26 protein-coding genes are annotated in these 21630 nt (G+C 66.7%); 18 read left to right on the top strand and 8 right to left on the bottom strand.

Annotated features, from left to right (window positions below):
• Nucleotides 1-3: 3 nt before the first annotated feature.
• From ABIC78_RS04875 to ABIC78_RS04850, 6 genes are all read right to left on the bottom strand, one after another.
• Nucleotides 4-1386 (bottom strand): alginate export family protein, encoded by a 1383-nt coding sequence (locus ABIC78_RS04875; protein ID WP_211183297.1) that lies wholly within the window; start codon nt 1384-1386, stop codon nt 4-6.
• An 84-nt stretch (nt 1387-1470) separates the two neighbouring features.
• On the bottom strand, nt 1471-2562 hold the full coding sequence (locus ABIC78_RS04870; protein WP_054130676.1) for a Zn-dependent alcohol dehydrogenase: 1092 nt from the start codon (nt 2560-2562) through the stop codon (nt 1471-1473).
• 73 nt (nt 2563-2635) lie between these two features.
• The gene (locus tag ABIC78_RS04865; protein ID WP_171794726.1) at nt 2636-3505 is read right to left on the bottom strand and encodes a metallophosphoesterase; all 870 of its coding nucleotides are present in this window, start codon (nt 3503-3505) and stop codon (nt 2636-2638) included.
• 4 nt (nt 3506-3509) lie between these two features.
• Complete coding sequence (gene gmk / locus ABIC78_RS04860) at nt 3510-4181, bottom strand: guanylate kinase (protein ID WP_022675787.1); 672 nt, start codon at nt 4179-4181, stop codon at nt 3510-3512.
• 99 nt (nt 4182-4280) lie between these two features.
• Entirely contained in the window at nt 4281-4727 is a 447-nt protein-coding gene (locus tag ABIC78_RS04855) for a hypothetical protein (RefSeq protein ID WP_354488042.1), read from the bottom strand.
• Between the two features lie 78 nt (nt 4728-4805).
• Nucleotides 4806-5315 carry an SspB family protein gene (locus tag ABIC78_RS04850; protein WP_022675789.1) on the bottom strand — a complete coding sequence of 170 codons (510 nt, stop codon included), beginning with the start codon at nt 5313-5315 and terminating at the stop codon, nt 4806-4808.
• A gap of 83 nt (nt 5316-5398) precedes the next feature.
• Between ABIC78_RS04850 and hisB the strand changes: the two genes are divergently transcribed.
• The 15 genes from hisB to ABIC78_RS04775 all read left to right on the top strand — a co-directional run bounded on the left by hisB (nt 5399) and on the right by ABIC78_RS04775 (nt 16734).
• Nucleotides 5399-5992, top strand: a complete 594-nt coding sequence (gene hisB, locus ABIC78_RS04845) for an imidazoleglycerol-phosphate dehydratase HisB (protein ID WP_171794724.1) — start codon at nt 5399-5401, stop codon at nt 5990-5992.
• On the top strand, nt 5985-6614 hold the full coding sequence (gene hisH / locus ABIC78_RS04840) for an imidazole glycerol phosphate synthase subunit HisH (protein WP_171794723.1): 630 nt from the start codon (nt 5985-5987) through the stop codon (nt 6612-6614). Before hisB ends, hisH begins: the two co-directional genes overlap by 8 nt.
• A gap of 118 nt (nt 6615-6732) precedes the next feature.
• On the top strand, nt 6733-7512 hold the full coding sequence (locus tag ABIC78_RS04835) for an SDR family oxidoreductase (protein ID WP_171794722.1): 780 nt from the start codon (nt 6733-6735) through the stop codon (nt 7510-7512).
• Nucleotides 7509-8669, top strand: coding sequence for a glycoside hydrolase family 130 protein (locus ABIC78_RS04830; RefSeq protein WP_171794721.1), 1161 nt, complete (start codon nt 7509-7511; stop codon nt 8667-8669). The genes ABIC78_RS04835 and ABIC78_RS04830 overlap by 4 nt, the downstream gene beginning before the upstream one ends.
• A 150-nt stretch (nt 8670-8819) precedes the next feature.
• Nucleotides 8820-9545 (top strand): 1-(5-phosphoribosyl)-5-[(5-phosphoribosylamino)methylideneamino]imidazole-4-carboxamide isomerase, encoded by a 726-nt coding sequence (gene hisA, locus ABIC78_RS04825; RefSeq protein ID WP_062786192.1) that lies wholly within the window; start codon nt 8820-8822, stop codon nt 9543-9545.
• A gap of 30 nt (nt 9546-9575) precedes the next feature.
• Nucleotides 9576-10337, top strand: a complete 762-nt coding sequence (gene hisF / locus ABIC78_RS04820) for an imidazole glycerol phosphate synthase subunit HisF (protein ID WP_022675795.1) — start codon at nt 9576-9578, stop codon at nt 10335-10337.
• A 134-nt stretch (nt 10338-10471) separates the two neighbouring features.
• Complete coding sequence (locus ABIC78_RS04815) at nt 10472-10795, top strand: phosphoribosyl-ATP diphosphatase (protein ID WP_022675796.1); 324 nt, start codon at nt 10472-10474, stop codon at nt 10793-10795.
• 76 nt (nt 10796-10871) lie between these two features.
• On the top strand, nt 10872-11249 hold the full coding sequence (locus tag ABIC78_RS04810; RefSeq protein WP_054130668.1) for a histidine triad nucleotide-binding protein: 378 nt from the start codon (nt 10872-10874) through the stop codon (nt 11247-11249).
• Between the two features lie 71 nt (nt 11250-11320).
• Nucleotides 11321-11791: a tol-pal system-associated acyl-CoA thioesterase gene (gene ybgC, locus ABIC78_RS04805; protein WP_168351585.1), complete on the top strand. Its 471-nt coding sequence runs from the start codon at nt 11321-11323 to the stop codon at nt 11789-11791.
• Nucleotides 11788-12498, top strand: a complete 711-nt coding sequence (tolQ, locus tag ABIC78_RS04800; protein ID WP_054130666.1) for a protein TolQ — start codon at nt 11788-11790, stop codon at nt 12496-12498. Before ybgC ends, tolQ begins: the two co-directional genes overlap by 4 nt.
• 3 nt (nt 12499-12501) lie before the next feature.
• Nucleotides 12502-13014, top strand: coding sequence for a protein TolR (gene tolR / locus ABIC78_RS04795; protein ID WP_171794720.1), 513 nt, complete (start codon nt 12502-12504; stop codon nt 13012-13014).
• Between the two features lie 5 nt (nt 13015-13019).
• A complete protein-coding gene (tolA, locus tag ABIC78_RS04790; RefSeq protein WP_062786198.1) occupies nt 13020-14060 on the top strand; it encodes a cell envelope integrity protein TolA in 1041 nt (346 codons plus the stop codon).
• The gene (tolB, locus tag ABIC78_RS04785) at nt 14057-15460 is read left to right on the top strand and encodes a Tol-Pal system beta propeller repeat protein TolB (RefSeq protein WP_171794719.1); all 1404 of its coding nucleotides are present in this window, start codon (nt 14057-14059) and stop codon (nt 15458-15460) included. The genes tolA and tolB overlap by 4 nt, the downstream gene beginning before the upstream one ends.
• A gap of 88 nt (nt 15461-15548) precedes the next feature.
• Entirely contained in the window at nt 15549-16070 is a 522-nt protein-coding gene (gene pal, locus ABIC78_RS04780) for a peptidoglycan-associated lipoprotein Pal (RefSeq protein ID WP_054130901.1), read from the top strand.
• Between the two features lie 121 nt (nt 16071-16191).
• Nucleotides 16192-16734, top strand: coding sequence for a J domain-containing protein (locus tag ABIC78_RS04775; RefSeq protein WP_054130662.1), 543 nt, complete (start codon nt 16192-16194; stop codon nt 16732-16734).
• 73 nt (nt 16735-16807) lie between these two features.
• Here ABIC78_RS04775 and ABIC78_RS04770 read toward each other — a convergent pair whose 3' ends face one another.
• On the bottom strand, nt 16808-17701 hold the full coding sequence (locus ABIC78_RS04770; RefSeq protein WP_082349720.1) for a LysR family transcriptional regulator: 894 nt from the start codon (nt 17699-17701) through the stop codon (nt 16808-16810).
• 93 nt (nt 17702-17794) lie between these two features.
• On the opposite strand from ABIC78_RS04770, the gene ABIC78_RS04765 reads away from it, so the two are divergent.
• From ABIC78_RS04765 to ABIC78_RS04755, 3 genes are all read left to right on the top strand, one after another.
• Nucleotides 17795-18976: an acyl-CoA dehydrogenase gene (locus ABIC78_RS04765; RefSeq protein WP_054130661.1), complete on the top strand. Its 1182-nt coding sequence runs from the start codon at nt 17795-17797 to the stop codon at nt 18974-18976.
• On the top strand, nt 18973-20166 hold the full coding sequence (locus ABIC78_RS04760) for a CaiB/BaiF CoA transferase family protein (protein ID WP_169041977.1): 1194 nt from the start codon (nt 18973-18975) through the stop codon (nt 20164-20166). Before ABIC78_RS04765 ends, ABIC78_RS04760 begins: the two co-directional genes overlap by 4 nt.
• 71 nt (nt 20167-20237) lie before the next feature.
• Nucleotides 20238-20642: a hypothetical protein gene (locus tag ABIC78_RS04755; protein ID WP_148291613.1), complete on the top strand. Its 405-nt coding sequence runs from the start codon at nt 20238-20240 to the stop codon at nt 20640-20642.
• On the opposite strand, the gene ABIC78_RS04750 is transcribed toward ABIC78_RS04755, so the two are convergent.
• Nucleotides 20634-21608 carry a glutaminase gene (locus ABIC78_RS04750; protein WP_168351591.1) on the bottom strand — a complete coding sequence of 325 codons (975 nt, stop codon included), beginning with the start codon at nt 21606-21608 and terminating at the stop codon, nt 20634-20636. The two genes, ABIC78_RS04755 and ABIC78_RS04750, sit on opposite strands and share 9 nt — an antisense overlap.
• Nucleotides 21609-21630 lie beyond the last annotated feature (22 nt).

Here is a 21630-nt window from a genome sequence, read left to right as displayed (position 1 = left end):
CGTTCAATAGAACGCGGTCACGTTGAACGAACCATAGGTGGTGGATTGCCCCGGCTGCGCATTGGGCGCGGTCTGCATGAAGCCACCTTTGGCCAGATAGACCCCATCGAATTCCAGGCGCAGCCGGCGGGGCACCGCCCAATAGCGCAGCCGGGAATCGAACTGGTGCCCGGCAAAGGTGCCGCTGGTGCCCGCCGCATCGCGCACGCCCGAACTGCCAAACATATCGTGCGCATTGGCCAGCCACATCGGGTGCCACGTCAGCAGATAGTCAAACCGCTTGGACGGCGCGCCTTCCAGCCGCAGTCCGGGGGCGATGATATTGGCGCGGTAGGGCACGTTATAGAGCCCGGCCGGGGCGAAATCGTTGCGTCGCGTGGCATAGAGCGGATCATAGCGGGTGATCGTGCCGCCGGGCGTATCGCCGGTGGCATAGTCCAGCTCTGCCGTCAGATGCGTTTTGGCCTTGTCGGCAAAGGTATAGCCCACGCGTACGTGCAGGTTGCCGGCGCTGACGGGCAGCAGCGGCGCATTGGGCGCCATGACCGTGGCTTCCTCGCCCCACTGGTAATTGCCTTCCAGTTCGTAATCCAGGTGCGCCGGCGCGGGCTCTGCCGCCAGGCGCAGGCTGGAGGTGTTGAGCGAGCGGTCGCGCGTCGGGGTATCGGGCCGGTCGCGTTCGCCAAGGTGCAGCAGTCCGGCCTCTACCAACGTGACCGGCGCGCCCTTGGCCGAGATCACCTTGCCGACAAAGCCGCCCCACAGCATCAGGTCAAAGCCTTCATGGTCCCAGGCAAAGCGGTGGACATGCATGCCGCGCCGGTCCAGCGGCAGGCGCTGGTCGGGCAGGGTGAAGACGAGTGACGCACGCCATCCGCTGGGCCATTGGGCCTCGGCATGAAGGCCGGTATAGCTGTTGATGGTGTTGCGATAATCGTCGGCCGCGATCAGGCGGCGCGATCCGATGTTGAGCGTTTCGCGCCCCAGCCTGACGTTGAGCTTGCTGCCCTTGCCGAGGTGGCCGGGCAGGTCCAGCCCGACATAGCCTTGCACCAGTTCAATGGCATTTACCTCTCCGGTGGTGATCGGCGTGCCGGGATTGTCGTTGAACACGCGCGCGTCCCACAATTCGCCCACCACCTGCCACGGGCCCTTGGTCCACGCTGCCTTGATCGTGGCGCGGGTGTTGATCAGCTGGTCGGTGCGGTTGGCGTTGGGCCGCGCCTGGCCATCGATCACTTCATAACGCAGGCGAATCTGGCCAGAGATGGCCAGGCCATCGGCCGGCGGTGCCTCTCCCGCCAAGGCCGGCGGGGCGGCTGCCAGGGCCGTGGCGGCAAGCAGCGCAGCGCCCGGCAGGCGGGCGCGGTGGCAAAGGGCGGGCATCGGCGGTTTCCCTCGTGGCATGGCGATGCCACCGGGATTAGCGCCGCGCCCGCCAAGCCGGCGTGAAAGCGGCCTTAAGCGGAACTACGCGCCGTCGAACAGCACCACAGCGCGGGCGCCATCGCCACGGCGCAGCGCGGCAAAGCCATCGTTGACCTGATCAAGCGTGATCCGCGCGGTCAGCATGGTGTCGAGCTTGAGCTGCCCACCGAGGTAGAAATCGACCAGGCGCGGCAGGTCGATCGGAAAGCGGTTCATGCCCATCAGCCCGCCTTGCAGCGTCTTGCCCGACAGCAGGTCCATCGCCGAAAGGCCGACCTTGTGATCAAGCGGCATCATGCCCAGGATCGTGGCCGTGCCACCCCGGCGCAAGACCTGCACCGCCAGATCGGCCGAAGCCGGGCGGCCCACGGCCTCGATCGCATGCTCCACGCCGCCGCGCGTCAGTTCCATGATCGTGCCGGCGGCATCGTCGGCACTGGGGTCGATCGTGTCGGTCGCGCCCATTTCCTGCGCCAGCGCGCGCTTTTCGGGTGAAGGATCGGCGGCGATGATGCGGCCGGCCCCGGCAATGCGCGCGGCGTTCACCGCCGCCAGACCCACGCCGCCGCAGCCGATCACCGCCACGCTGTCACCCGGCGTTGGCTTGCAGGCATTGAACACCGCACCAGCCCCGGTGGTGACCGCGCAGCCCAACAGCGCGGCGCGATCGAGCGGCATGTCGGGCCGGATGGCGACGCAGGCGTTTTCGTGCACCAGCATCATTTCGGCCAGCGCCGACAGGTTGAGCATCTGCTGCACCGGTGTGCCGTCTGGCCGGGCGAGGCGCGGCGCCGCGCCGCGCGGGCGGCGGGTGCCGCTGCCCAGGCACAGCGCCATGCGGCCCGACAGGCAGAATTCGCAGGTGCCGCAAAAGGCCGAAAGGCAGGTGACCACGCGATCACCCTTCTTCACCCGCCGCACTTCCTCGCCCACGGCCTCGACAATGCCGGCGGCCTCGTGCCCCGGCACGGCGGGCAGCGCGTGGGGATAGGCGCCGTCGATGAAGTGCAGGTCGGAATGGCACAGGCCGCAAGCCACCGTGCGGATCAGCACCTCATGCGGGCCGGGCCGGTCAACCACCAGATCGGCCAGGGTCAGCGGCTGGCCCGCTTGTTCGAGAACGGCAGCTTTCATCGGTGGTCCTCTTCGTGGCGCCGGCGGATCGCGTCGCGGCTGCGCTGGTCCATTCGCGCAAATGCGCGGCCGGTCAACGCCCGGTAAGGGTGATCATCCAGAAATCGGGTCGCGTGCCGATGCGCAAGGGAAAGCTGCCCGATCCCACGCCGCTGCCGATCAGCACGATCTGGTCCTGCCAGCGCACGATGCCACAGCGAAATCGCGCGTCGTAATAGCGATTGCCGGTGATGGGGTTGCCGGCGATGCTGATGCCGGGCAGGTGAATCTGGCCGCAATGGGTGTGGCCGGCCAGGATCAGCGGCACGCCGGGGATTACGCGCGGCACATGCTCCACCACGATCACCGGCTTGCCCGCGGCGCGCGCCGCCGGCAGCAGCGGCGCGGCGATCAGCCGGGCACGGGGCGTATCGGCCAGGCCCAGCAGCGTGATCGGCCCCACGCCCTGGCTCTGGTTGTTGAGCACGGTGATCCCGGCGCGGCGCAGCAGCGCGGTAACCGCGTGCGGATCAGTCCATTCGTCATGATTGCCCAGCACGGCATAGACGCCCAGCGGGGCATGCAGGCGCGCCAGTGCCTCGGGCAGCAAATCCAGATGCACTGCCGGATCGTTGCGCCGGTCCCCGTTGACGAAATCGCCAGCCAGCAGGATGGCATCGGCGTGCTGCGCCATGATCTGGTCCACCACCCGGTCCAGCCGGGCGGCGCTCATCCCGTGGCTGCCGACATGGATATCGGAAACCAGCGCCACATCGATCTTGCGGCCGGCCATGGCCGGAGTATCGAACACGATCACCGCGCGGCGCACCAGCGGCGGCCAGGTTTCCACCCAATAGCCCCAAGCCAGCAGCGCTGCGCCAGCCAGGATCAGGGCAAGGAGCGTCCAGGCCCACCACAACCGGCGCTGGCTTGGCGGCGATGGCTCGATCTCCACGGCCGCCACGCGATCAGTGCCGGGTCAATTCGCGGACAAAGCCGATCAGCCCGGTCTGGCGCGCACGCTTGAGGCGTTCGGCCGCCAGGATCTGGCAGATCTGGGTATAGCAGGCATCGATATCGTCGTTGACCACGACATAGTCATAGCCGTCCCAGTGGCTGATTTCGGCCTGGGCGCGGGCCATGCGCGCGGCGATCACCTCGGCGCTGTCGGTGCCCCGCCCGGTCAGGCGGCGGCGCAGTTCCTCGATGCTCGGCGGCAGGATGAACACGCGCACCACGTCGGCCTCGGCCTTTTGATAAAGCTGCTGCGTGCCCTGCCAGTCTATATCGAACAGGGTGTCGCCGCCTTCCTTGAGGCGGGCGCGGATATGGGCCTTGGGCGTGCCATAGCAATTACCGAAGACTTCGGCCCATTCATAGAATTCGTTGGCTTCGACCATGGCATCGAACGTGGCGCGGTCGACGAAGTGGTAATCCTTGCCATCCACCTCGCCGGGGCGGATCGGGCGCGTGGTGGCCGAAACCGATGCCTCGATCTGCGAATCGTGCGCCAGCAGGCGCTTGGCGATCGTCGTCTTGCCCGCGCCCGATGGCGAAGAGAGGATGAGCATGAGACCGCGACGATGCAGTGCATCGGCACGGGAAACGGGCAGGGTGGGGGGCAATGCGCTGTCGGCCATGGTCGCAGATGGACCATGGCCGCCCTGCCGGTCAAGCCGCAGTTTGTGGCACCGGGAAGGTTTGCCAGGCTCTGCCGCAAAGGGGCAGGCGCTGCGGGATCAACGCGGCTTGGCTTTCACCGCGGCGCGGGCGCGGCGGATCTTGCGGCGATCGTAAAGCGCCTTGGCAACCAGGCCGCCGCCCACCACGATCGCGCCGGGCACCGAACGCGTGGCGACGCGGGCGATCGCGGTGCCAACCAGGCTGCCCACCAGCGAGGGGCCGCGGATCAGCCCGCCGGGCGTGCGCACCGGCAATGCCTTGCCCAGCACGCGGCCAGCCAGGCCCTTGCCGGCAACGCCGCGGGCCAGCAGGGCGCTGCCCGCGCTCATCGCGATGTCGGTGAGGATCAGGGTGGTCAGCGGGCTGTTTAGCGGCTGATCGTCCTTGGCCGGCGCAGCCTGGGTCGGCGCAGCCTTGGCCGGTTCTGCCTTGGCCGGCACGGCGTGGGTGCCGTCCTCGTTAATATCCTGTTCCGACTTCGCCGCTTTGCCCTTGGAAACCATGTGCGGGTGCCCCGTGTACCTTGATGGCCTGCGGCAAACGCGATCGGACTGGGCCGGGATCAGGTCTGGCGCAGGCGGTTACTTCTTGCGGCCGAAATCGACCGTGACGACATTCGAGCCGTCGTCGCTGCGTTCAACGGCGGGCTTGTCGGAAGTTTCCCCGGGGTTTGCGGAAGAATCGTTTTCCGCGTCCTCGTGGATGTCATCGTCCATCTCGTCGGCCGCCTGGAACTGCAGGCCGAAATCCACCGCGGGATCGACAAAGGCCGTGATCGCGCGGAACGGGATGACCAGCGTTGACGGCACCTGGTTGAAGCTCAACCCGACCGAGAAGGTATCTTCCTCCACCTTGAGGTCCCAGAACTTGTTCTGGAGCACGATGGTCATCTCGTCGGGAAAGCGTTCTTTCAGGCGGTTGGGGATGGAAACCCCCGGCGCCCCGGTGCGGAACGTGATGTAGAAATGGTGCTGGCCGGGAAGCATCCCGCCGGATGCCTCCACCTGGCCCAGGACGCGGCCTACCACGGCGCGCAGGGCTTCCTGCACGATTTCGTCATAGGGGATCAGGCTGTCGGGCGTTTCGCTCATATGCAGCACAACTGGCGCTGGCACGGGCGCGGGTCAAGAGGGAGTGATTGATTCTCGCATATCCGGGCGTATAGGCATGGCCCATGCGCACCGGATCGATCACCCGCACCACCGCCGAAACCGATATCAAGGTCAGCGTCAACCTGGATGGCTCCGGGGTCTATGACGTGAACACCGGGATCGGCTTTCTCGATCACATGATCGAGCAGTTCTCGCGCCATTCGCTGATCGATGTGACGCTGTTCGTGAAGGGCGATCTTCACGTGGACGAGCATCACACCGTGGAAGACAGCGCGATCGCGCTGGGCCAGGCGATCGGCCAGGCGCTGGGCGACAAGAAGGGCATCGCCCGCTACGGTTCGACCTATGCCCCGATGGACGAGGCGCTGGCCCGTGTCGCGCTCGACATTTCCGGCCGCCCGATCCTGGTGTGGAAGGCCGCGTTCAGCCAGCCGCGCCTGGGCACGATGGACACCGAGATGTTCGAGCACTGGTTCCAGTCGATCTCGCAGGCCGCCGGCATCACACTGCACATCGAGTGCCTCTATGGCACCAACAACCACCACATCATCGAGGGCATCTACAAGGGCTTTGCCCGTGCCATGGCCCAGGCAATCGCCATCGATCCGCGCAAGGCCGATGCCGTGCCCTCGACCAAGGGCATGCTCGGTGGCTGAACGGCTGGCCCTGATCGACTATGGCGCCGGCAACCTGCGCTCTGTCGCCAATGCGCTGAAAGTGGCTGGCGCCGACAATGTCATCGTCACTGCCGATCCCGATGTGGTGCGCCGCGCCGATCGCATCGTCTTGCCCGGTGTGGGTGCCTATCGCGCCTGTGCCACGGCGCTGCGCGGCGTGACTGGCATGATCGATGCGCTGGAAGAACGCGTGCTGGCCGATGCCGTGCCGTTCCTGGGCATTTGCGTGGGCATGCAACTGCTCGCCTCGCGCGGGGTGGAGCATGGCGTGACCGAGGGGCTGGACTGGATCGCGGGCGAGGTGCGCCTGATCGAGCGGACCGATCCGGCGATCAAGGTGCCGCACATGGGCTGGAACGATGTGTCGCCCATGCACCACGGCGATGGCGCCAGCCTGATCCGCGGCGGAGAAGCCTATTTCCTGCACTCCTACCACTTCGCCGCTGATGACGGCGCGGACGTGGCGGCCATGACCGACCATGGCGGCGGCCTGGTGGCGGCCGTGGCGCGCGACAATATCCTGGGCGTGCAGTTCCACCCGGAAAAGAGCCAGGCCTATGGCCTTGGCCTGTTGTCGCGCTTCCTCGGCTGGCAGCCCTGAGGCGCCCAGCCTGAGCCACCCAGCCTGAGGCGCACGGCCCCGCCAAAGGGGCAGGGCGCGGAACCAGCCGCGCCGCGAGGCTTTCCCTTTCCTGACACCGGCAGGAAAAGGACGCATCATGGCAATAGGTTACGCGGCAACCGGCGGGGCAGCGGGGCATACCGCGCAAACCCCGTTGACCGGACGGCGCATCGCCATCACCGGCGGCACCACCGGCATTGGGCGCGCCACGGCGCTTTTGCTGGCGGGCGAAGGCGCGCAGATCTTCACCTGCGGACGCGATCCTGAGCACCTGGGCGATTGCCTCGCCGCCGTGCGCGATGCTGGCGGCACGATTGACGGCTTGGCGCTGGATCTGGCGCATGAAGGCGCGGTCGATCGCTTTTTCGGCGCCGCCGAGCAGGCAATGGGCGGGATTGACGTTGCGGTCATCAACGCGGCGGTGCCGGCCTCGGGGTTGACCGAAATGGACGAGGCCGGATTGCGCTATGCCATCGCGGCCGATTTCACCGCCTATCTCGTCTCGGCCTGGCGGGCAGCCGCAGCCCTCTCTGGCAAGGATGGCGACATCGTGCTGGTCGGCTCGATGAGCGCGCACGTGCTTGGTGGCCATTCCACCGTCTATGCCGGGATGAAAGCCGGCATCGCCGGTTTTGCCGAGGCGTTGCGCCGCGAATTGGGCGGCAAGGGCGTGCGGGTCGGCTTGGTCGAGCCGGGCCTGGTCGGCACCGATTTCCAATATCCCGATATCCCCGCAGACAAGCAGCGCGCGATGATCGCCGACGAAAAGATGCTGCGCGCCGAAGATATCGCCGTCGGCATCCATTATTTCCTCACCCAGCCGCGCCGCACCGTGGTGCAGCAGATGGTCATTGTTCCCAGGGTCAACGAAGAATGAAATTTCCCCACGACCGACTGGTCATCACCCCCCACGTCATTGATCTGTCGCGCTCGCCGCTGGCGGGCCATTTCGATGCGGAAACCTTTGTGCTCGGGGCGTTCAACCCCGGCATGACCACGCTGCCCAATGGCAACGTCCTCCTCATGGTGCGCGTGGCCGAGGCGCTGCGCGAGCCGATCCGCGATGGCAAGGTGCACGCGATCCGCTGGGATGGCGATGGCCGGCTTGTCGGCGGTCAGCCGTTCGGGCGCTTCGTGCTCGATGCCTGGCCACTGGAACTGGCCGATACCCGCGATCCGCGCAAGTTCATGGTGCCCGGCGGCGGCTGGAAAGTCATGGCGCTCACCTCGCTATCATGGCTGCTGCCGGTGGAAATGACGCCCGATGCCATGGAAATCGTGGCGATCCACTATGACAAGGCGATCGCGCCGGCCGGGCCGTGGGCCTGTTATGGCGTGGAAGACGCCCGCATTTCCCGCGTGGCCGACGAGCAATATCTGATGACCACCTGCTCGGTCAGTCCCGAACGTCATTCCACCACGCTTTACAGCTCTGCCAATGGCCTGGACTGGACGTTCGAGGGTCTGGTGCTCGATCACCAGAACAAGGACATGCTGATTTTCGAAGGCCTGGTCGATGGGGCCTATTGGGCCCAGACGCGGCCCCTGGGCGATCTGTGGTTTGCCTATCCGCCGGGCAGCCCGTTCCGCGCCGGCCCGTCGATCAACCTGGCAACATCGCCCGATGGCCGGCACTGGAAGCCGCATCTTTCGCCGCACATCCGCCCGCGCGTCGATCGCCCGGCCACGGCCCGGATGGGGGGCGGCGCGCCGCCGATCCTGACGGAGGTGGCGGGCCAGCGTGGCTGGCTCAGCCTGTGGCACGGGGTGGAGCCCAAGGAAATCGTCGGCATCTACCGCACGTTCTGGAGCTTGCTCGACGAAGCCAATCCCACCCGCATCCTGGCCGAAGGAGAGGTGCCGCTGCTGGAACCCGAGCCGGCGCTGACCCAACCGCTCGAAGACCTGCTCTATCTGCGCGACGTGGTCTTCACCACCGGGGTGATCGACCAGGGCGATCGCTTCATCATCGCCTCGGGCGAGGCGGATCTGGCATGCCGCATCACCCATGTGCCCAAGGATGCGTTGGGGTAGGGTAACACAGGGGCTTCGACAGGCTCAGCCCGAACGAACTTCACGGAAATCGGTCTTGCCCCCGTTCGCCCTGAGCTTGTCGAAGGGCACCAAGCGTGAGCCACGCAAAACCCGTTGGACATGGCCGCGTGCGATGCTAGGCGCGCGGCCATGATCGTATTTCCCGCCATCGACCTCAAGGGAGGTCAGGTCGTCCGCCTTGCAGAAGGCGATATGGATCGTGCCACTGTCTATGGCGATGATCCCGCGCACCAGGCCGGGCTGTTTGCCCAGGCGGGTTCGCAATACCTGCATGTGGTCGATCTCGATGGCGCCTTTGCGGGCGAGGCGCGCAATGCCCGCGCGGTGGAAAGCATTCTCAAGGCCTTTCCCGGCCATGTCCAGCTGGGCGGTGGCATCCGCAATGCCCGCGCGGTCGACGGGTGGTTCGATCTGGGCGTGTCGCGCGTGGTGATCGGCACCGCCGCACTCAAGGATCCGCAGTTCGTCAAGGATATGGCCAAGGCCTATCCCGGCGGCATCGTCGTGGCGGTGGACGCGCGCGATGGCATGGTGGCCACGGCTGGCTGGGCCGATGTGTCCGACGTGTCGATCACCGACATGGCCCGCCGGTTCGAGGATGCCGGCGTCGCCTCGCTCCTGTTTACCGACGTGGGCCGCGATGGCCTGCTCAAGGGTTGCAACATCGAGGCGACGGTCAACCTGGCGCGCGCCACGCGGCTGCCGGTGATCGCTAGCGGCGGCGTGAAAGGCATCGATGACATCGCCATGCTCAAGGTGCATGAAGCCGATGGCATCGAAGGCGTGATCACCGGCCGCGCGCTCTATGACGGGCGGCTCGATCTGGCCGCCGCGATCCAGATCGCGGAACGCTAAAGATTTGCACTAACGAAAGGCGCCTGTGTCATGACCGTCCGCGTCCGTGTCATTCCCTGCCTCGATGTGGCCGAAGGCCGCGTGGTCAAGGGCGTCAACTTCGTCGACCTGCGCGATGCCGGCGACCCGGTGGAACAGGCCCGCGCCTATGACGCGGCCGGTGCTGACGAGCTGTGCTTCCTTGATATTTCCGCCACGCACGAAGGGCGCGGCACGCTGCTCGATGTGGTCGCCCGCACGGCCGAGGTGTGCTTCATGCCCTTGACCGTGGGCGGCGGCGTGCGCGCGGTGGAGGATGCCCGCGCGCTGTTGCTGGCCGGCGCCGACAAGGTGGCGGTCAACAGCGCGGCGGTGGCCCGGCCCGAACTGGTGCGCGAGATTGCCGAGAAATTCGGCGCGCAATGCGTGGTCGGCTCGGTCGATGCGCGGCGCGTGGGCCCAGGCAAGTGGGAAATCTTCACCCATGGTGGGCGCAAGGGCACGGGCATTGATGCCCTGGTCCATGCCGAGCGGCTGGCCAGCCTGGGGGCAGGCGAACTGCTCGTCACCTCGATGGACGGGGATGGCACCAAGGCCGGCTATGACCTGGAATTGACCCGCGCGATTGCCGATGCCGTACCGGTTCCGGTGATTGCCAGCGGCGGGGTGGGCACGCTCGATCACCTGGTGGATGGCGTGACCAAGGGCCATGCCAGCGCGGTCCTGGCCGCTTCGATCTTCCACTTCGGCACTTATTCCATCGCCCAGGCCCACGCCGCGTTGCGTGCTGCGGGATTGCCCGCGCGGGGCTGAGCACCTCTGCCCCTCCGCCAGGCGGGGAGGATCTGATCCTCCCCATGGCATGGGGAGGGGGACCAGCCGCAGGCTGGTGGAGGGGCGGGGCAAGAGGCTTGACCCTCGGCCCGCGCCGTTCCATGCCGCGTGCCATGGACCAGAGCACGCTTGCCCGCCTCGAGGCGACCATCGCCGCCCGCCGCAGCGCCGATCCCGATGCCAGCTATGTTGCGCGCCTCCATGCCAAGGGGCTGGGCAAGATCGCGCAGAAAGTGGGCGAAGAAGGCGTGGAAACGGTGATCGCCGCGCTTTCGGGCAGCGCCGATGAACTGGTGGGCGAGGCAGCCGACCTCTTGTTCCACCTCATGGTCCTGCTTGGCGCGCGCGACGTGCCGCTGGCCCGCGTGCTGGCCGAGCTTGACCGCCGCGAAGGCCTGTCGGGCCTCGCGGAAAAGGCCGCGCGTCCGCGCGATTGAGGGCCGCTTCGCTGCTGTGAACTTTTCACCAGCGTGAAGGCCTTGATTCCCAGCCCCTTATCGAAAGCACTGTCCCATGCCGATCGATGCCACGCTGCCCTATGATGATCAGAACGTCTTTGCGAAGATCCTGCGCGGGGAAATCCCGTCGAAGAAGGTCTATGAAGACGATTTTGCCCTGGCATTCCATGATATTGCGCCCCAGGCGCCGGTGCACGTGCTGGTCATTCCCAAGGGCCCCTATGTCAGCTGGGACGATTTTTCCGCCCATGCCCCGGCCGATCTGATCGCCGGCTTCGTGCGCGCGGTGGGCAAGGTGGCGCGCGATCTGGGCCTGGTCGAGCCAGGCTATCGCCTGCTGGGCAATGTCGGCGGGCACGGCGGGCAGGAAGTGCCGCATCTGCACGTGCATCTGTTCGGCGGTGCGCCGCTTGGCCCGATGCTGGCGCGTTAATCCTTTCGCACCGCAGCAAGATAGGGTAACACAATCGTGTCATTCCGTCGCAAGGCAGGCACGTTTCGCCTATGATCGGCCCGGAAATTCCCTCTGGTTGTCTTAACGGCACGGTCCATCGCCTGGGCGTGCGGGTCTATTACGAAGACACCGACCTTTCCGGCGTTGTCTATCATGCCAATTACTTGCGCTGGTTCGAACGCGCGCGATCCGATCTGTTGCGCCTGATCGGCATTGATCAGCGCGCCGCCCACGAAGCGGGCGAGGGCGCCTTTGCCGTGGCCGACATGGCCCTGCGCTATGCCAGCCCGGCCCGCCTGGACGATGGCATCGTGATCGAATCGCGCCTTTCTGCACTGCAAGGTGCCAGCTGCACGCTGCTTCAGCAGGCGTTCAGGCACCAGAGCCTTTTGTGCGCCGCGCGGGTTCGCGTCGCCTTTGTCACGCCAGGCGGACGACCACGCCGTCTGCCGCCGTCCTGGCGCGATGCCTTTGCCGCCCTGATCGATCCAGCAATGGACCTTGAGAAAGCCTTCCCATGACTTTGGCCCTTCTAGCCGCCGCAGCAAGCGTGACTGCCGGCGCTCCTACCCGGCTTAATCCTGTTGCCCTGTTCCTGCATGCCGATATCGTCGTGCAGATCGTGATGAGCGCGCTGGTTCTCGCCAGCGTGTGGGTGTGGATGATCATCGTGTCATTCAGCCTGCGCATGGCCGGCGCGTCGCGTCGCTCCACCCGCTACGAGCAGGGTTTCTGGGAAGCGCGCGATATCGATGCTTATCACAAGGAAAACGGCAAGGGCGACGTGCCCGCCGCCCGCGTGGTGACCGCCGCGCTGGCCGAATGGCGCCGCTCCACCGCCGGCAAGAATGTCGACCGCGAAGGCACGCGCCAGCGCCTGCAAGTGGCCATGGACAGCGCCGTGGCGGCCGAGACCGACCGCCTGTCGGGCCGCTTGAACTTCCTTGCCACGGTCGGTTCGGTCGCGCCGTTCGTGGGTCTGTTCGGCACGGTGTGGGGCATCATGGACAGCTTCTTCAACATCGGGGCGCAGGCCAATTCCTCGCTCGCGGTGGTGGCGCCGGGTATTTCCGAAGCGCTGTTTGCCACGGCGATCGGCCTGGTGGCGGCGATCCCCTCGGTCATCGCCTACAACCGCTTCAGCAACACGGTGAACCGCTTTGAAGCGCGCCTGTTCCGCTTTGCCGACCGGTTCCACGCCACCTTGAGCCGCGAACTGGAGCAGTAAGCCATGGCCATGAACCTGGGCCAGAGCAGCGGCGGAGGCGGGGGGCGGCGGCGCCGGTCGCGTGGGGCTCCGATGGCCGAAATCAACGTGACGCCGCTGGTCGACGTGATGCTGGTGCTGTTGATCATCTTCATGGTCACCGCGCCCATGTTGACCGCCGGCGTGCCGATTGACCTGCCAGACAGCAAGGCTGAGGCGCTGCAGGAAAAGAAGAACGAAATCACGGTGAGCATGGACGGCCAGGGCCGCCTGTTCCTGGATGACCAGGAACTGGCCCCAGGTGAACTGGCCGACCGGCTGGCCGCCGTGCAGCGCCCCAATGGCGAGGCGCCGCTGGTGACGCTGCGGGCCGACAAGGCGCTCGATTATGGCCGCGTGATCGCGGTGATGGGCGAATTGAATGCCGCTGGTTTCAAGCAGATTTCGCTGGTCAGCAATGGCGTGGGCGGTGGCGGTGAACCCGCCGCTCCGGCTCCAGAGCCAGCCGCCGCCGCAGCGGCACAAGGCCAGCCCTGACGCCCATGGCCACGCGCGATCCTCTTGACCAATCTCCGGCTGGTTTGCGCCGGGAAGAGAAGCTGGCACTGGGCGTGGCGGTGGTGGCCCACGCGGCGCTGATTGCCGCGCTGACGCTCTCGCCGCCGGGCAAGTCGATCAAGCCGCCGCCCCAGCGCATGGTGGTGACAATCGCCGACGACGTGGCCGATAAGGCCACCTCACCCGAACCCAACGCCCAGACCGCGCCCGACGTGGCCCCCGCGCTGGGCGAGCAGCAGCAAGCCGCCGAGCCGGAAACGGCACCGCCCGCGCCGGTGGAAAAGGTCCAGCCTGCCCCTCCGCCGCCCGCGCCGGTGGAACGGCCGCAGCCCAGGCCCGAGCCGCCCCGGCCTGCGCCACCCAAGCCCCAGCCCAAGCCGCAGCCGGTGGTGCGGCATGAGCCGCGGCCGGAACCGCGCCCGCAGCCCCGGCCCGCGCCGCCACCGCCCAAGCCCGCGCCGGCCCGTCCAGCACCTCCACGCCCGGCGCCACCCCGTCCGGCTCCAGTTCGTCCGGCTCCTGAGCATTCCCCGGCAAAGCCGGCGCCGCGCCAGGCCGAGCATGCCCCAGGGCGGGACAAGCCAGCGCCCACCCCGCCGCGCAAGGCGCCCCAGGGTGGCGATCGCATCGGCAAGGATTTCCTCGCTGGCGTGCCCAGCAACAGCAACCCCGGTGCCTCGCGCAATCCCCCTGCGCAGACCGCCGGACCCGACGTGCGCGCGTCACTGGGCATGGCGCTGTCGCGGCAGATCAAGCCGCATTGGCAAGGGCCGTCTGGCGTCGAGGTGGACAAGCTCGTCACCGTGGTGGCCTGGAACCTCAATCCTGACGGGTCGTTGGCTGGAAAGCCGGTGATCGTATCGCAAAGCGGGATTACCGACGCCAATCGTGCCCAGGCCCATCGCCATGCCGAACTGGCGATCCGTGCGGTGGAACTGGCCGCGCCGTTCAATTTGCCGCCGCAGTACTACAACAGCTGGAAGCGCGTTTCCGCGTTTCGCTTTGACTGGAAGCTGTCACAATGAAGCGTATTTCATCCGCTCTTCTTGGTGTCTTGCTGGCTGGCCTGGGTGCCGGCTCCGCTATCGCCCAGCAACAAACCCTGCCAGCCTCAAACGCGCCGCAGGCAGCGCCCACCACCGCCGCGCCTGATGATGGCGGCTTGACCGGCTCTGTCACCGGCGAGGGCGCCTGGCAGGATTTGGGCGTGGCCATTCCGGCGTTCCCCACCGACAACGCCGTGCCAACGGCGGCCGATGGTGGCAATACGGCGGCACTGGGCAAGAACCTGGCGCGGGTGGTCTATAATGACCTCAAGAACAATGGCCTGTTCAAGCCGACCGGCCCTGATGCGCTGCCGGGCATCGGCTATCAGGAAGTGGCTGCCCCCAATTTCAGCGGCTGGCGTGCGCGCTCTGCCGAAATGCTGGTGCAGGGCTTTGTGCGCGCCGCTGCCGATGGCCGGCTGACGGTAGGCTGCTATCTCTATGACGTGGGGCTGGGCAGCGAACTGGCGCGCCAGGGCTATGTCGTGCAGCCCGGCGATTGGCGCCGCGCCGCGCACAAGTGCGCCGACATGGTCTATTCGCGTCTGTCGGGCGAGAGCCCGTTCTTTGACAGCAAGATCGCCTATATCGCCGAAACCGGGCCCAAGGATCACCGGCGCAAGCAGCTGGCCATCATGGATTCCGATGGCGCCAACCACCGCTTCATCACCAATGGCCAGGCCACCGCGCTGACCCCGCGCTATTCGCCCGATTACCAGCAGATTGCCTATCTGTCGTATCTCAACGGCAATCCGCGCATCTATGTCTATGATATCGGATCGGGCACGCAGCATCTCGTGCTGCAAAGCCGCAACCCCACGTTCGCGCCGCGCTGGTCGCCCGATGGCAAGTCTTTGCTGTTCTCCATGGCGATTGGCGGCAACACCGATATCTATCGCATCCCCGCAACCGGCGGTGAACCGGTGCGGCTGACCAATGCGCCGGGCATCAACGTGGGTGGTTCCTACAGCCCCGATGGCAAGCGCATCGTGTTTGAAAGCGATCGTTCGGGCAGCCAGCAGGTCTATGTGATGAACGCCGATGGCACCGACCAGAAGCGCATCAGCTTCTTCGGCGGCCGCGCGGCCACGCCGGAATGGAGCCCGCGCGGCGACCAGATCGCGTTTACTTGCATCTGCGGCAACCTGCGCGTGGCCGTGATGAACCCGAGCGGTGGCGACATGCGCTTCCTGACCAACAGCTGGCAGGATGAAGCGCCCACCTGGTCTCCCAATGGCCGTATCGTGCAGTTCTTCCGCACGGAAAAGAACACGGGCCATACCTCCATTTGGCAGGTCGATCTGACCGGCCTCAACGAACGCAAGCTCAATACCCCGGTCGATGCTTCTGACCCGGCTTGGGGTCCTGTCTTGCCGTAACCGGTGCAGCCTGGTGGCTGCACCATTTCTCAGCCCCCCGACGTTTTGTGCAGTGCAAAACTTTCTCATCCGCCCTGAGGAGAATATGATGAAACGCACGCTTCTTACCGTAACGCTTTTGGCTGGCAGCATTTCGCTGGCCGCCTGTTCGTCGAACTCGGCGAAGAATCGCACGGCCGCCGAACTGCCGCCGCCACCGGCTTCGTCGACCACCACCACCCCGCCGCCGCCGCCGAGCGGCCCGGCTGCTGGCAGCCAGGCCGATTTCGTGGCCTCGGTGCAGTCTGACACGATCCACTTCGACACCGACCGTTACAACGTCGATGCGCAGAGCCAGACGATCCTGCAGAGCCAGGCGCAGTGGCTGGCCCGCTATCCGATGAAGCGTGTCACCATCGAAGGGCACTGCGACGAACGCGGTACCCGTGATTACAACATCGCCCTGGGCGAACGCCGCGCCAATGCGGCCAAGAACTACCTGGTCAGCCTGGGCGTGGATGCCAGCCGCATCAGCACGGTCAGCTATGGCAAGGAACGCCCGATCGCCCTCGGCTCTGACGAAGCCGCCTGGGCACAGAACCGCCGCGCGGTGACTGTCACCGTACAGTAAGGGACAGCTTGCGCCGGGGGGCCGCCGGTGGTTAAGAGCGAATCCGTCTTAGAGGGGGCGCCTTGTGCGGCAATGGCCGTGCATGGCGCCCCATCCGCGTCAGGAGAAAGTGGCAAGGCCGATGGCACGGCAAGGGCGATCAAGCGACTGGGGTTTTCCCCGCTGGCGCGGCTATGGCAGCGCGCGCGAGGCCGTGAACGTGCGCCTGTGCGATCGCGCCGGCTGCAACGAGCCTGGCAATTGCCCGGCGCCGAAATCGCCCAACAGCCCTGACCGCTGGTATTTCTGCGAAAAGCACGCCGCCGAATACAATGCCGGCTGGGACTATTTCGCGGGGCTCGACAAGGAAGAAGCCGCTGCGCGCGAGCAGGCAGAGCGCCGCACCAACGAAGGCTATAGCGATTCGTCGTGGAAAGCCTGGGCCGGCCCTGGCGATGGCAGCCGCAGCCGCGACGAACTGCGCGCCCTGGAAGCCTTGGGCCTCGATCCCGATGCCGCGTTCGAAGACGTGCGCAAGGCCTGGCGCACCCGCGCCAAGGAAGTGCACCCCGATGTGCGCCCGGACGACGCGAAAGCTGCCGAGGAATTCCAGAAGCTGCAACTCGCCTACGAAGTGCTGCGCGCCGCCGAAGAGCGCCGCACGTGGAAGGGCTCGGGAATCTAGGTGGCGGTAAATTAGCGGGACCCCGGATCAAGTCCGGGGTGACGACAAGTAATTAGATCAGTGATATTTTTCGTCACCCCGGGCTCGACCCGGGGTCCCGCTTCAGCGCGGCAACGACCTGCGGTGGGACATGCGCGCCCGCCAGGGTGACGAGATCGACCGTGCCGGCATGATCGGCCAGCGGGCGGAACACCAACCCTTCGAGGTTGAGCCGCGCGAGGCTTGCCGGGGCCAGGATAACGCCTTGACCCGCGGCAGCCAGGCTTGCGGCGGTGATGAAATCGGCGGTGCGGCGGATCAGCGGGGCGGGCAGGCGTGCCGCCTTGGCCAGTGCCGTCACGGTTTGCGCCAGGCCCACTTCTTCATGGAATTGCGGGGTGAGAAAGGTTTGTCCGGCCAGGTCGGCCGCGTGCAGTGGGGCAGTGCTGGCAAGCGGGCTTGCTGCGCTCATCGCCACCAACAGCCCTTCGCGATGGCGCGCGAGTTCCTGGCAATCGGCCGGCCAGGCGGGGCGCGGGCGCACGATGGCCAGGTCGATCCGCCCATCGGCCAGGGCCTTGAGCTGATCGGGGGTTTCCATCAGCGTGGGCATCACCTCAATGCCCGGCAGCGCCTGGGCCAGGGTGGTGATCAGCCGCGGCAGGACACCGGCCATGGCCGCGGAAAAGACATAGCCGACGGTGAGTGGCCCGGCTTCTCCCCGCGCCAGGGCCATGCCGATGCGGCCGGTGCGCGCCAGGGTTTCGAGGGCGGCGCGCGCCTGCGGCAGGAACAGCGCCCCGGCGCGGGTGGGGACCACGGCGGTGCGGCTGCCGCGTTCGATCAGCCGGGTGCCGAGCGCGTGCTCCAGCCGTTGCAATCGCTTGCTGGCCACCGACTGGGCAATGCCGAGCGTATCGGCGGCGCGCTGGAAATGGCCGTGATCCGCCACGGCCACGAACACGGCAAGGGCCTCAGGATCGAGCATCAGCGTTCATTCCTAAACGCGATCAAAAACCGCATCAAGGGCTGTTGATGCGATCGGCCGGCCCTGTCAACCTTGCGCGCAAGGAGAGTGCGCATGGCCAAGGTTCGTTTCGATTGGGAAGATGCCCTGGGGCTGGACAGCCAGCTGACCACAGATGAGCGGATGGTGCGCGATGCCGCGCGCGCCTTTGCCCAGGACCGGCTGCAGCCGCGTGTGATCGATGCCTTTGCCGCTGAAACCACCGATCCAGAGATCTTTGCCGAAATGGGCGCGCAGGGCCTGTTGGGCGTGACGCTGCCCGAACGGTTTGGCGGGGCGGGGGCCTCGTATGTCGCCTACGGCCTGGCCGCGCGCGAAGTGGAGCGGGTCGATTCCGGCTATCGTTCGATGATGAGCGTGCAGTCGAGCCTGGTGATCCACCCGATCCATGCCTATGGCTCTGACGCGCAACGGGAAAAGTATCTGCCTCGGCTGGCCAGCGGCGCGGCCATCGGCTGTTTTGGCCTGACCGAGCCCGATGCCGGATCAGACCCGGCCGGCATGCGCACCCGCGCGCAGAAGGTCGATGGTGGCTATCTGCTGAGCGGCACCAAGACGTGGATTTCAAACGCGCCGATTGCCGACGTCTTTGTGATCTGGGCCAAGAGCGATGCCCACGGCGGCGCCATTCGCGGTTTCGTGCTGGAAAAGGGCATGCCCGGCCTTTCCGCGCCCAAGATCGGCGGCAAGCTGTCGCTGCGCGCCTCGGTCACCGGGCAAGTGGTGATGGACCAGGTCTTGGTGCCCGAAGAGGCGTTGCTGCCGGGGGTGGAGGGGCTGAAAGGCCCGTTCGGCTGCCTCAACCGCGCGCGCTATGGCATTGCCTGGGGGGCGATGGGCGCGGCCGAGTTCTGCTTTGCCGCCGCGCGGCAATATGGGCTGGACCGGCACCAGTTCGGCCGCCCGCTGGCCGCGACGCAGCTTTACCAGAAGAAGCTGGCCGACATGCTCACCGAAATCACCCTGGGTGTTCAGGCCGTGCTGCGGCTTGGCCGCATGCTGGATGAAGACGGCGCTGCGCCCGAGGTGATCTCCATCCTCAAGCGCAACAATGTGGGCAAGGCGCTCGACATTGCCCGCATGGCGCGCGACATGCACGGCGGCAACGGCATTTCCGGGGAATACCAGGTGATCCGCCACATGGTGAACCTGGAAACCGTGAACACCTATGAAGGCACGCACGATGTGCATGCGCTGATCCTGGGCCGGGCGATTACCGGAATCGCGGCGTTTTGACCGGCGCGGCCGCTGCGGCGCCGCCGCTCGCTGGCCTGCGCGTGATCGAATTTGCGCGCGTGCTGGCCGGGCCCTGGGCGGGGCAAATCCTGGCAGACCTGGGGGCAGAGGTGATCAAGGTGGAAAGCGCGGGCGGCGATGATACCCGCGCCTGGGGGCCGCCGTTCATCGCCAATCCCGATGGCAGCCAGGATGCGGCCTATTTCCACGCCACCAACCGCGGCAAGCGTTCGCTGGTGCTGGACCTTGCCACCGCGGCGGGGCAGGCGCAGGCCCGCGCGCTGGTGGCCGATGCTGATGTGGTGATCGAGAATTTCAAGCTGGGCGGCATGGCGCGGTTCGGGCTGGACTATCCCAGCCTGGCCGCGCACAATCCGGGGCTGGTCTATTGCGCGATCACCGGGTTTGGCCAGGACGGGCCCTATGCCGCGCGCGCCGGCTATGACTTTATCGTCCAGGGCATGAGCGGGATCATGGACCTGACCGGCGCGCCTGATGGCCCGCCGCAGAAGATCGGCGTGGCGTTTGCCGATATCATGACCGGCCTTTATGCCGTGATCGCCATCCAGGCCGCGCTGGCAGAGCGCGCGCGATCCGGGCGCGGGCAGATGATCGACATGGCGCTGATGGACGTGATGACCGGGGTTCTGGCCAACCAGGCGATGAATTATCTGGCCTCGGGCGTGGCGCCGGTGCGCATGGGCAATGCCCATCCCAACATCGTGCCCTATGCGGTCTTTCCGGCCGCCGATGGCTGGCTGATCCTGGCGGTGGGCAACGATGGGCAGTTTACCCGCCTCTGCGCGGTGCTGGGCCTGGCCATGCAGCTGGGCTGGGCCAGCAACCCTGGCCGGCTGGCCGATCGGCCTGCGCTCACCGCCGCGATCGAGGCGGCGACAGTCACGTGGGCGCGCGATGATCTGCTGGCCGCCCTGGAGCGCGAAGGCGTGCCGGCCGGGCCGATCAACACCGTGGCGCAGGCCTTTGCCGATCCGCAGGTGCGCCATCGCGGGCTGGAACTGGCCATGCCGCGGGGCGAGGGCGATGTGGTACCCGGCGTTGCCCTGCCGATCCGCTTTTCCCGCTCTGCATTGGCCACCCCGCGCCCGTCACCGCAGTTGGGCGAGATGAATCGCAACCTTCTGCCGGGCGGTGCCCCCGTGCGGCAAAGCGTCGGGCCAAGTGATTGACAGCTGGTGCTATTACCGCCGAGTCTGCGGCGCACAGGGATAGCGCGGGGGCGCAAGAGCATGGGGTTGCGATGACGCGATATGGAATGGGTGCGGCGCTGGCTTTGGCGCTGCTGGCATGCCCGGCACTGGCACAGGCCAAGGGGCTGGGGGTCGAGGCGACCGGCGGCAAGGCCGATGGGCAATGGGGCGCCGAACTGGGCGCGAGCTACAGCATGGGCTTTGGCCCGTTTACCGTGCGGCCGGTGGTGGGGGCATTCATTCCCACGCAAGACGGCGCCAGCACCTCGATCTATGCCAAGGGTGAGGCAACCTTCACCATTCCGGCCGTGGCCGAACTGGGGCTGGGCGCGCGCCTGGCGCATGAAAAGGTGCGGGCCTATGCCCTGGCGGCCTTTCCCATCCTGCCCAAGTTCAAGCTGACCCTGCAGGGCGGCGAGCACTATGGCGCGGCGGGCCTGCGCTTTTCATTCTGAAGTGCTGCCCTGGCTCTGGCTTTGATCCTGGCCAAGGCCGGGTTCGAAGACCGACCAGCCGGTGTGCTGCACCAGCCGCTCCAGCGCCAGGGTGCCGGCCAGCGAATTGCCCCGCGCGTTGAGACCGGGCGACCAGACGGCAATGCTCGCCACCCCCGGCGCGATCGCCAGGATGCCGCCGCCCACGCCGGATTTGCCGGGCAATCCGGTGCGGAATGCGAATTCGCCCGATCCGTCATAGTGCCCACATGTAAGCATCAGGGCATTGATGCGCCGCGCGCGCTGGGGTGACACCACGCTGCGCCCGGTATCGGGATTGCGGCCCCGCGCCATGAGATAGCGACCGGCCATGGCCAGTTGGCGGCAGTTCATCGCCAGGGCGCACTGGTGGAAATAGAGGCCCAGCACCTTTTCCACCGGGTGGTGGATGTTGCCGAACGCGCGCATGTAGTTGGCCAGGGCCATGTTGCGATAGCCGGTTTCCTGCTCGCCGCGCGCCACCTCTTCATCCACCACGATGCTGTCATCCCCGGCGAGCGCGCGCACGAAGCGCAGCATCTCGCCGATTGCCTCGCGCGGTTCATAGCGGCCGAGCAGGATATCGCTGACTACGATGGCGCCGGCATTGATGAACGGGTTGCGCGGGATGCCGTGCTCGCTTTCAAGCTGGACGATTGAGTTGAACGCGCTGCCCGAAGGCTCGCGCCCCACCCGCTGCCACAGTGCATCGCCCACCGCGCCCAGCGCCATGGTCAGGGCAAAGACCTTGGAAATGCTCTGGATCGAAAAGGCTTCCTGCGCGTCGCCGGCCATGTGGCAGGTGCCATCGGCCATGACCACGGCGATGCCGAAGCGATCGGCCGGAACCGTCGCCAGCGCCGGGATATAGTCGGCCACCGTGCCCTTTTCGGGGTGGTTGCGCATTTCGGCGGCAATCTCGTGCACGATGGCGCCCAGGTCGGGCATGGCAATCTCCCTTTGCCTGCCT

Origin of the sequence: Novosphingobium sp. 1529 (assembly GCF_040544855.1) — a bacterium.
Classification (GTDB): domain Bacteria; phylum Pseudomonadota; class Alphaproteobacteria; order Sphingomonadales; family Sphingomonadaceae; genus Novosphingobium; species Novosphingobium capsulatum.
Note: the sequence above shows the minus strand (reverse complement) of the source record. Positions and strands in the feature narration are given on the sequence as shown.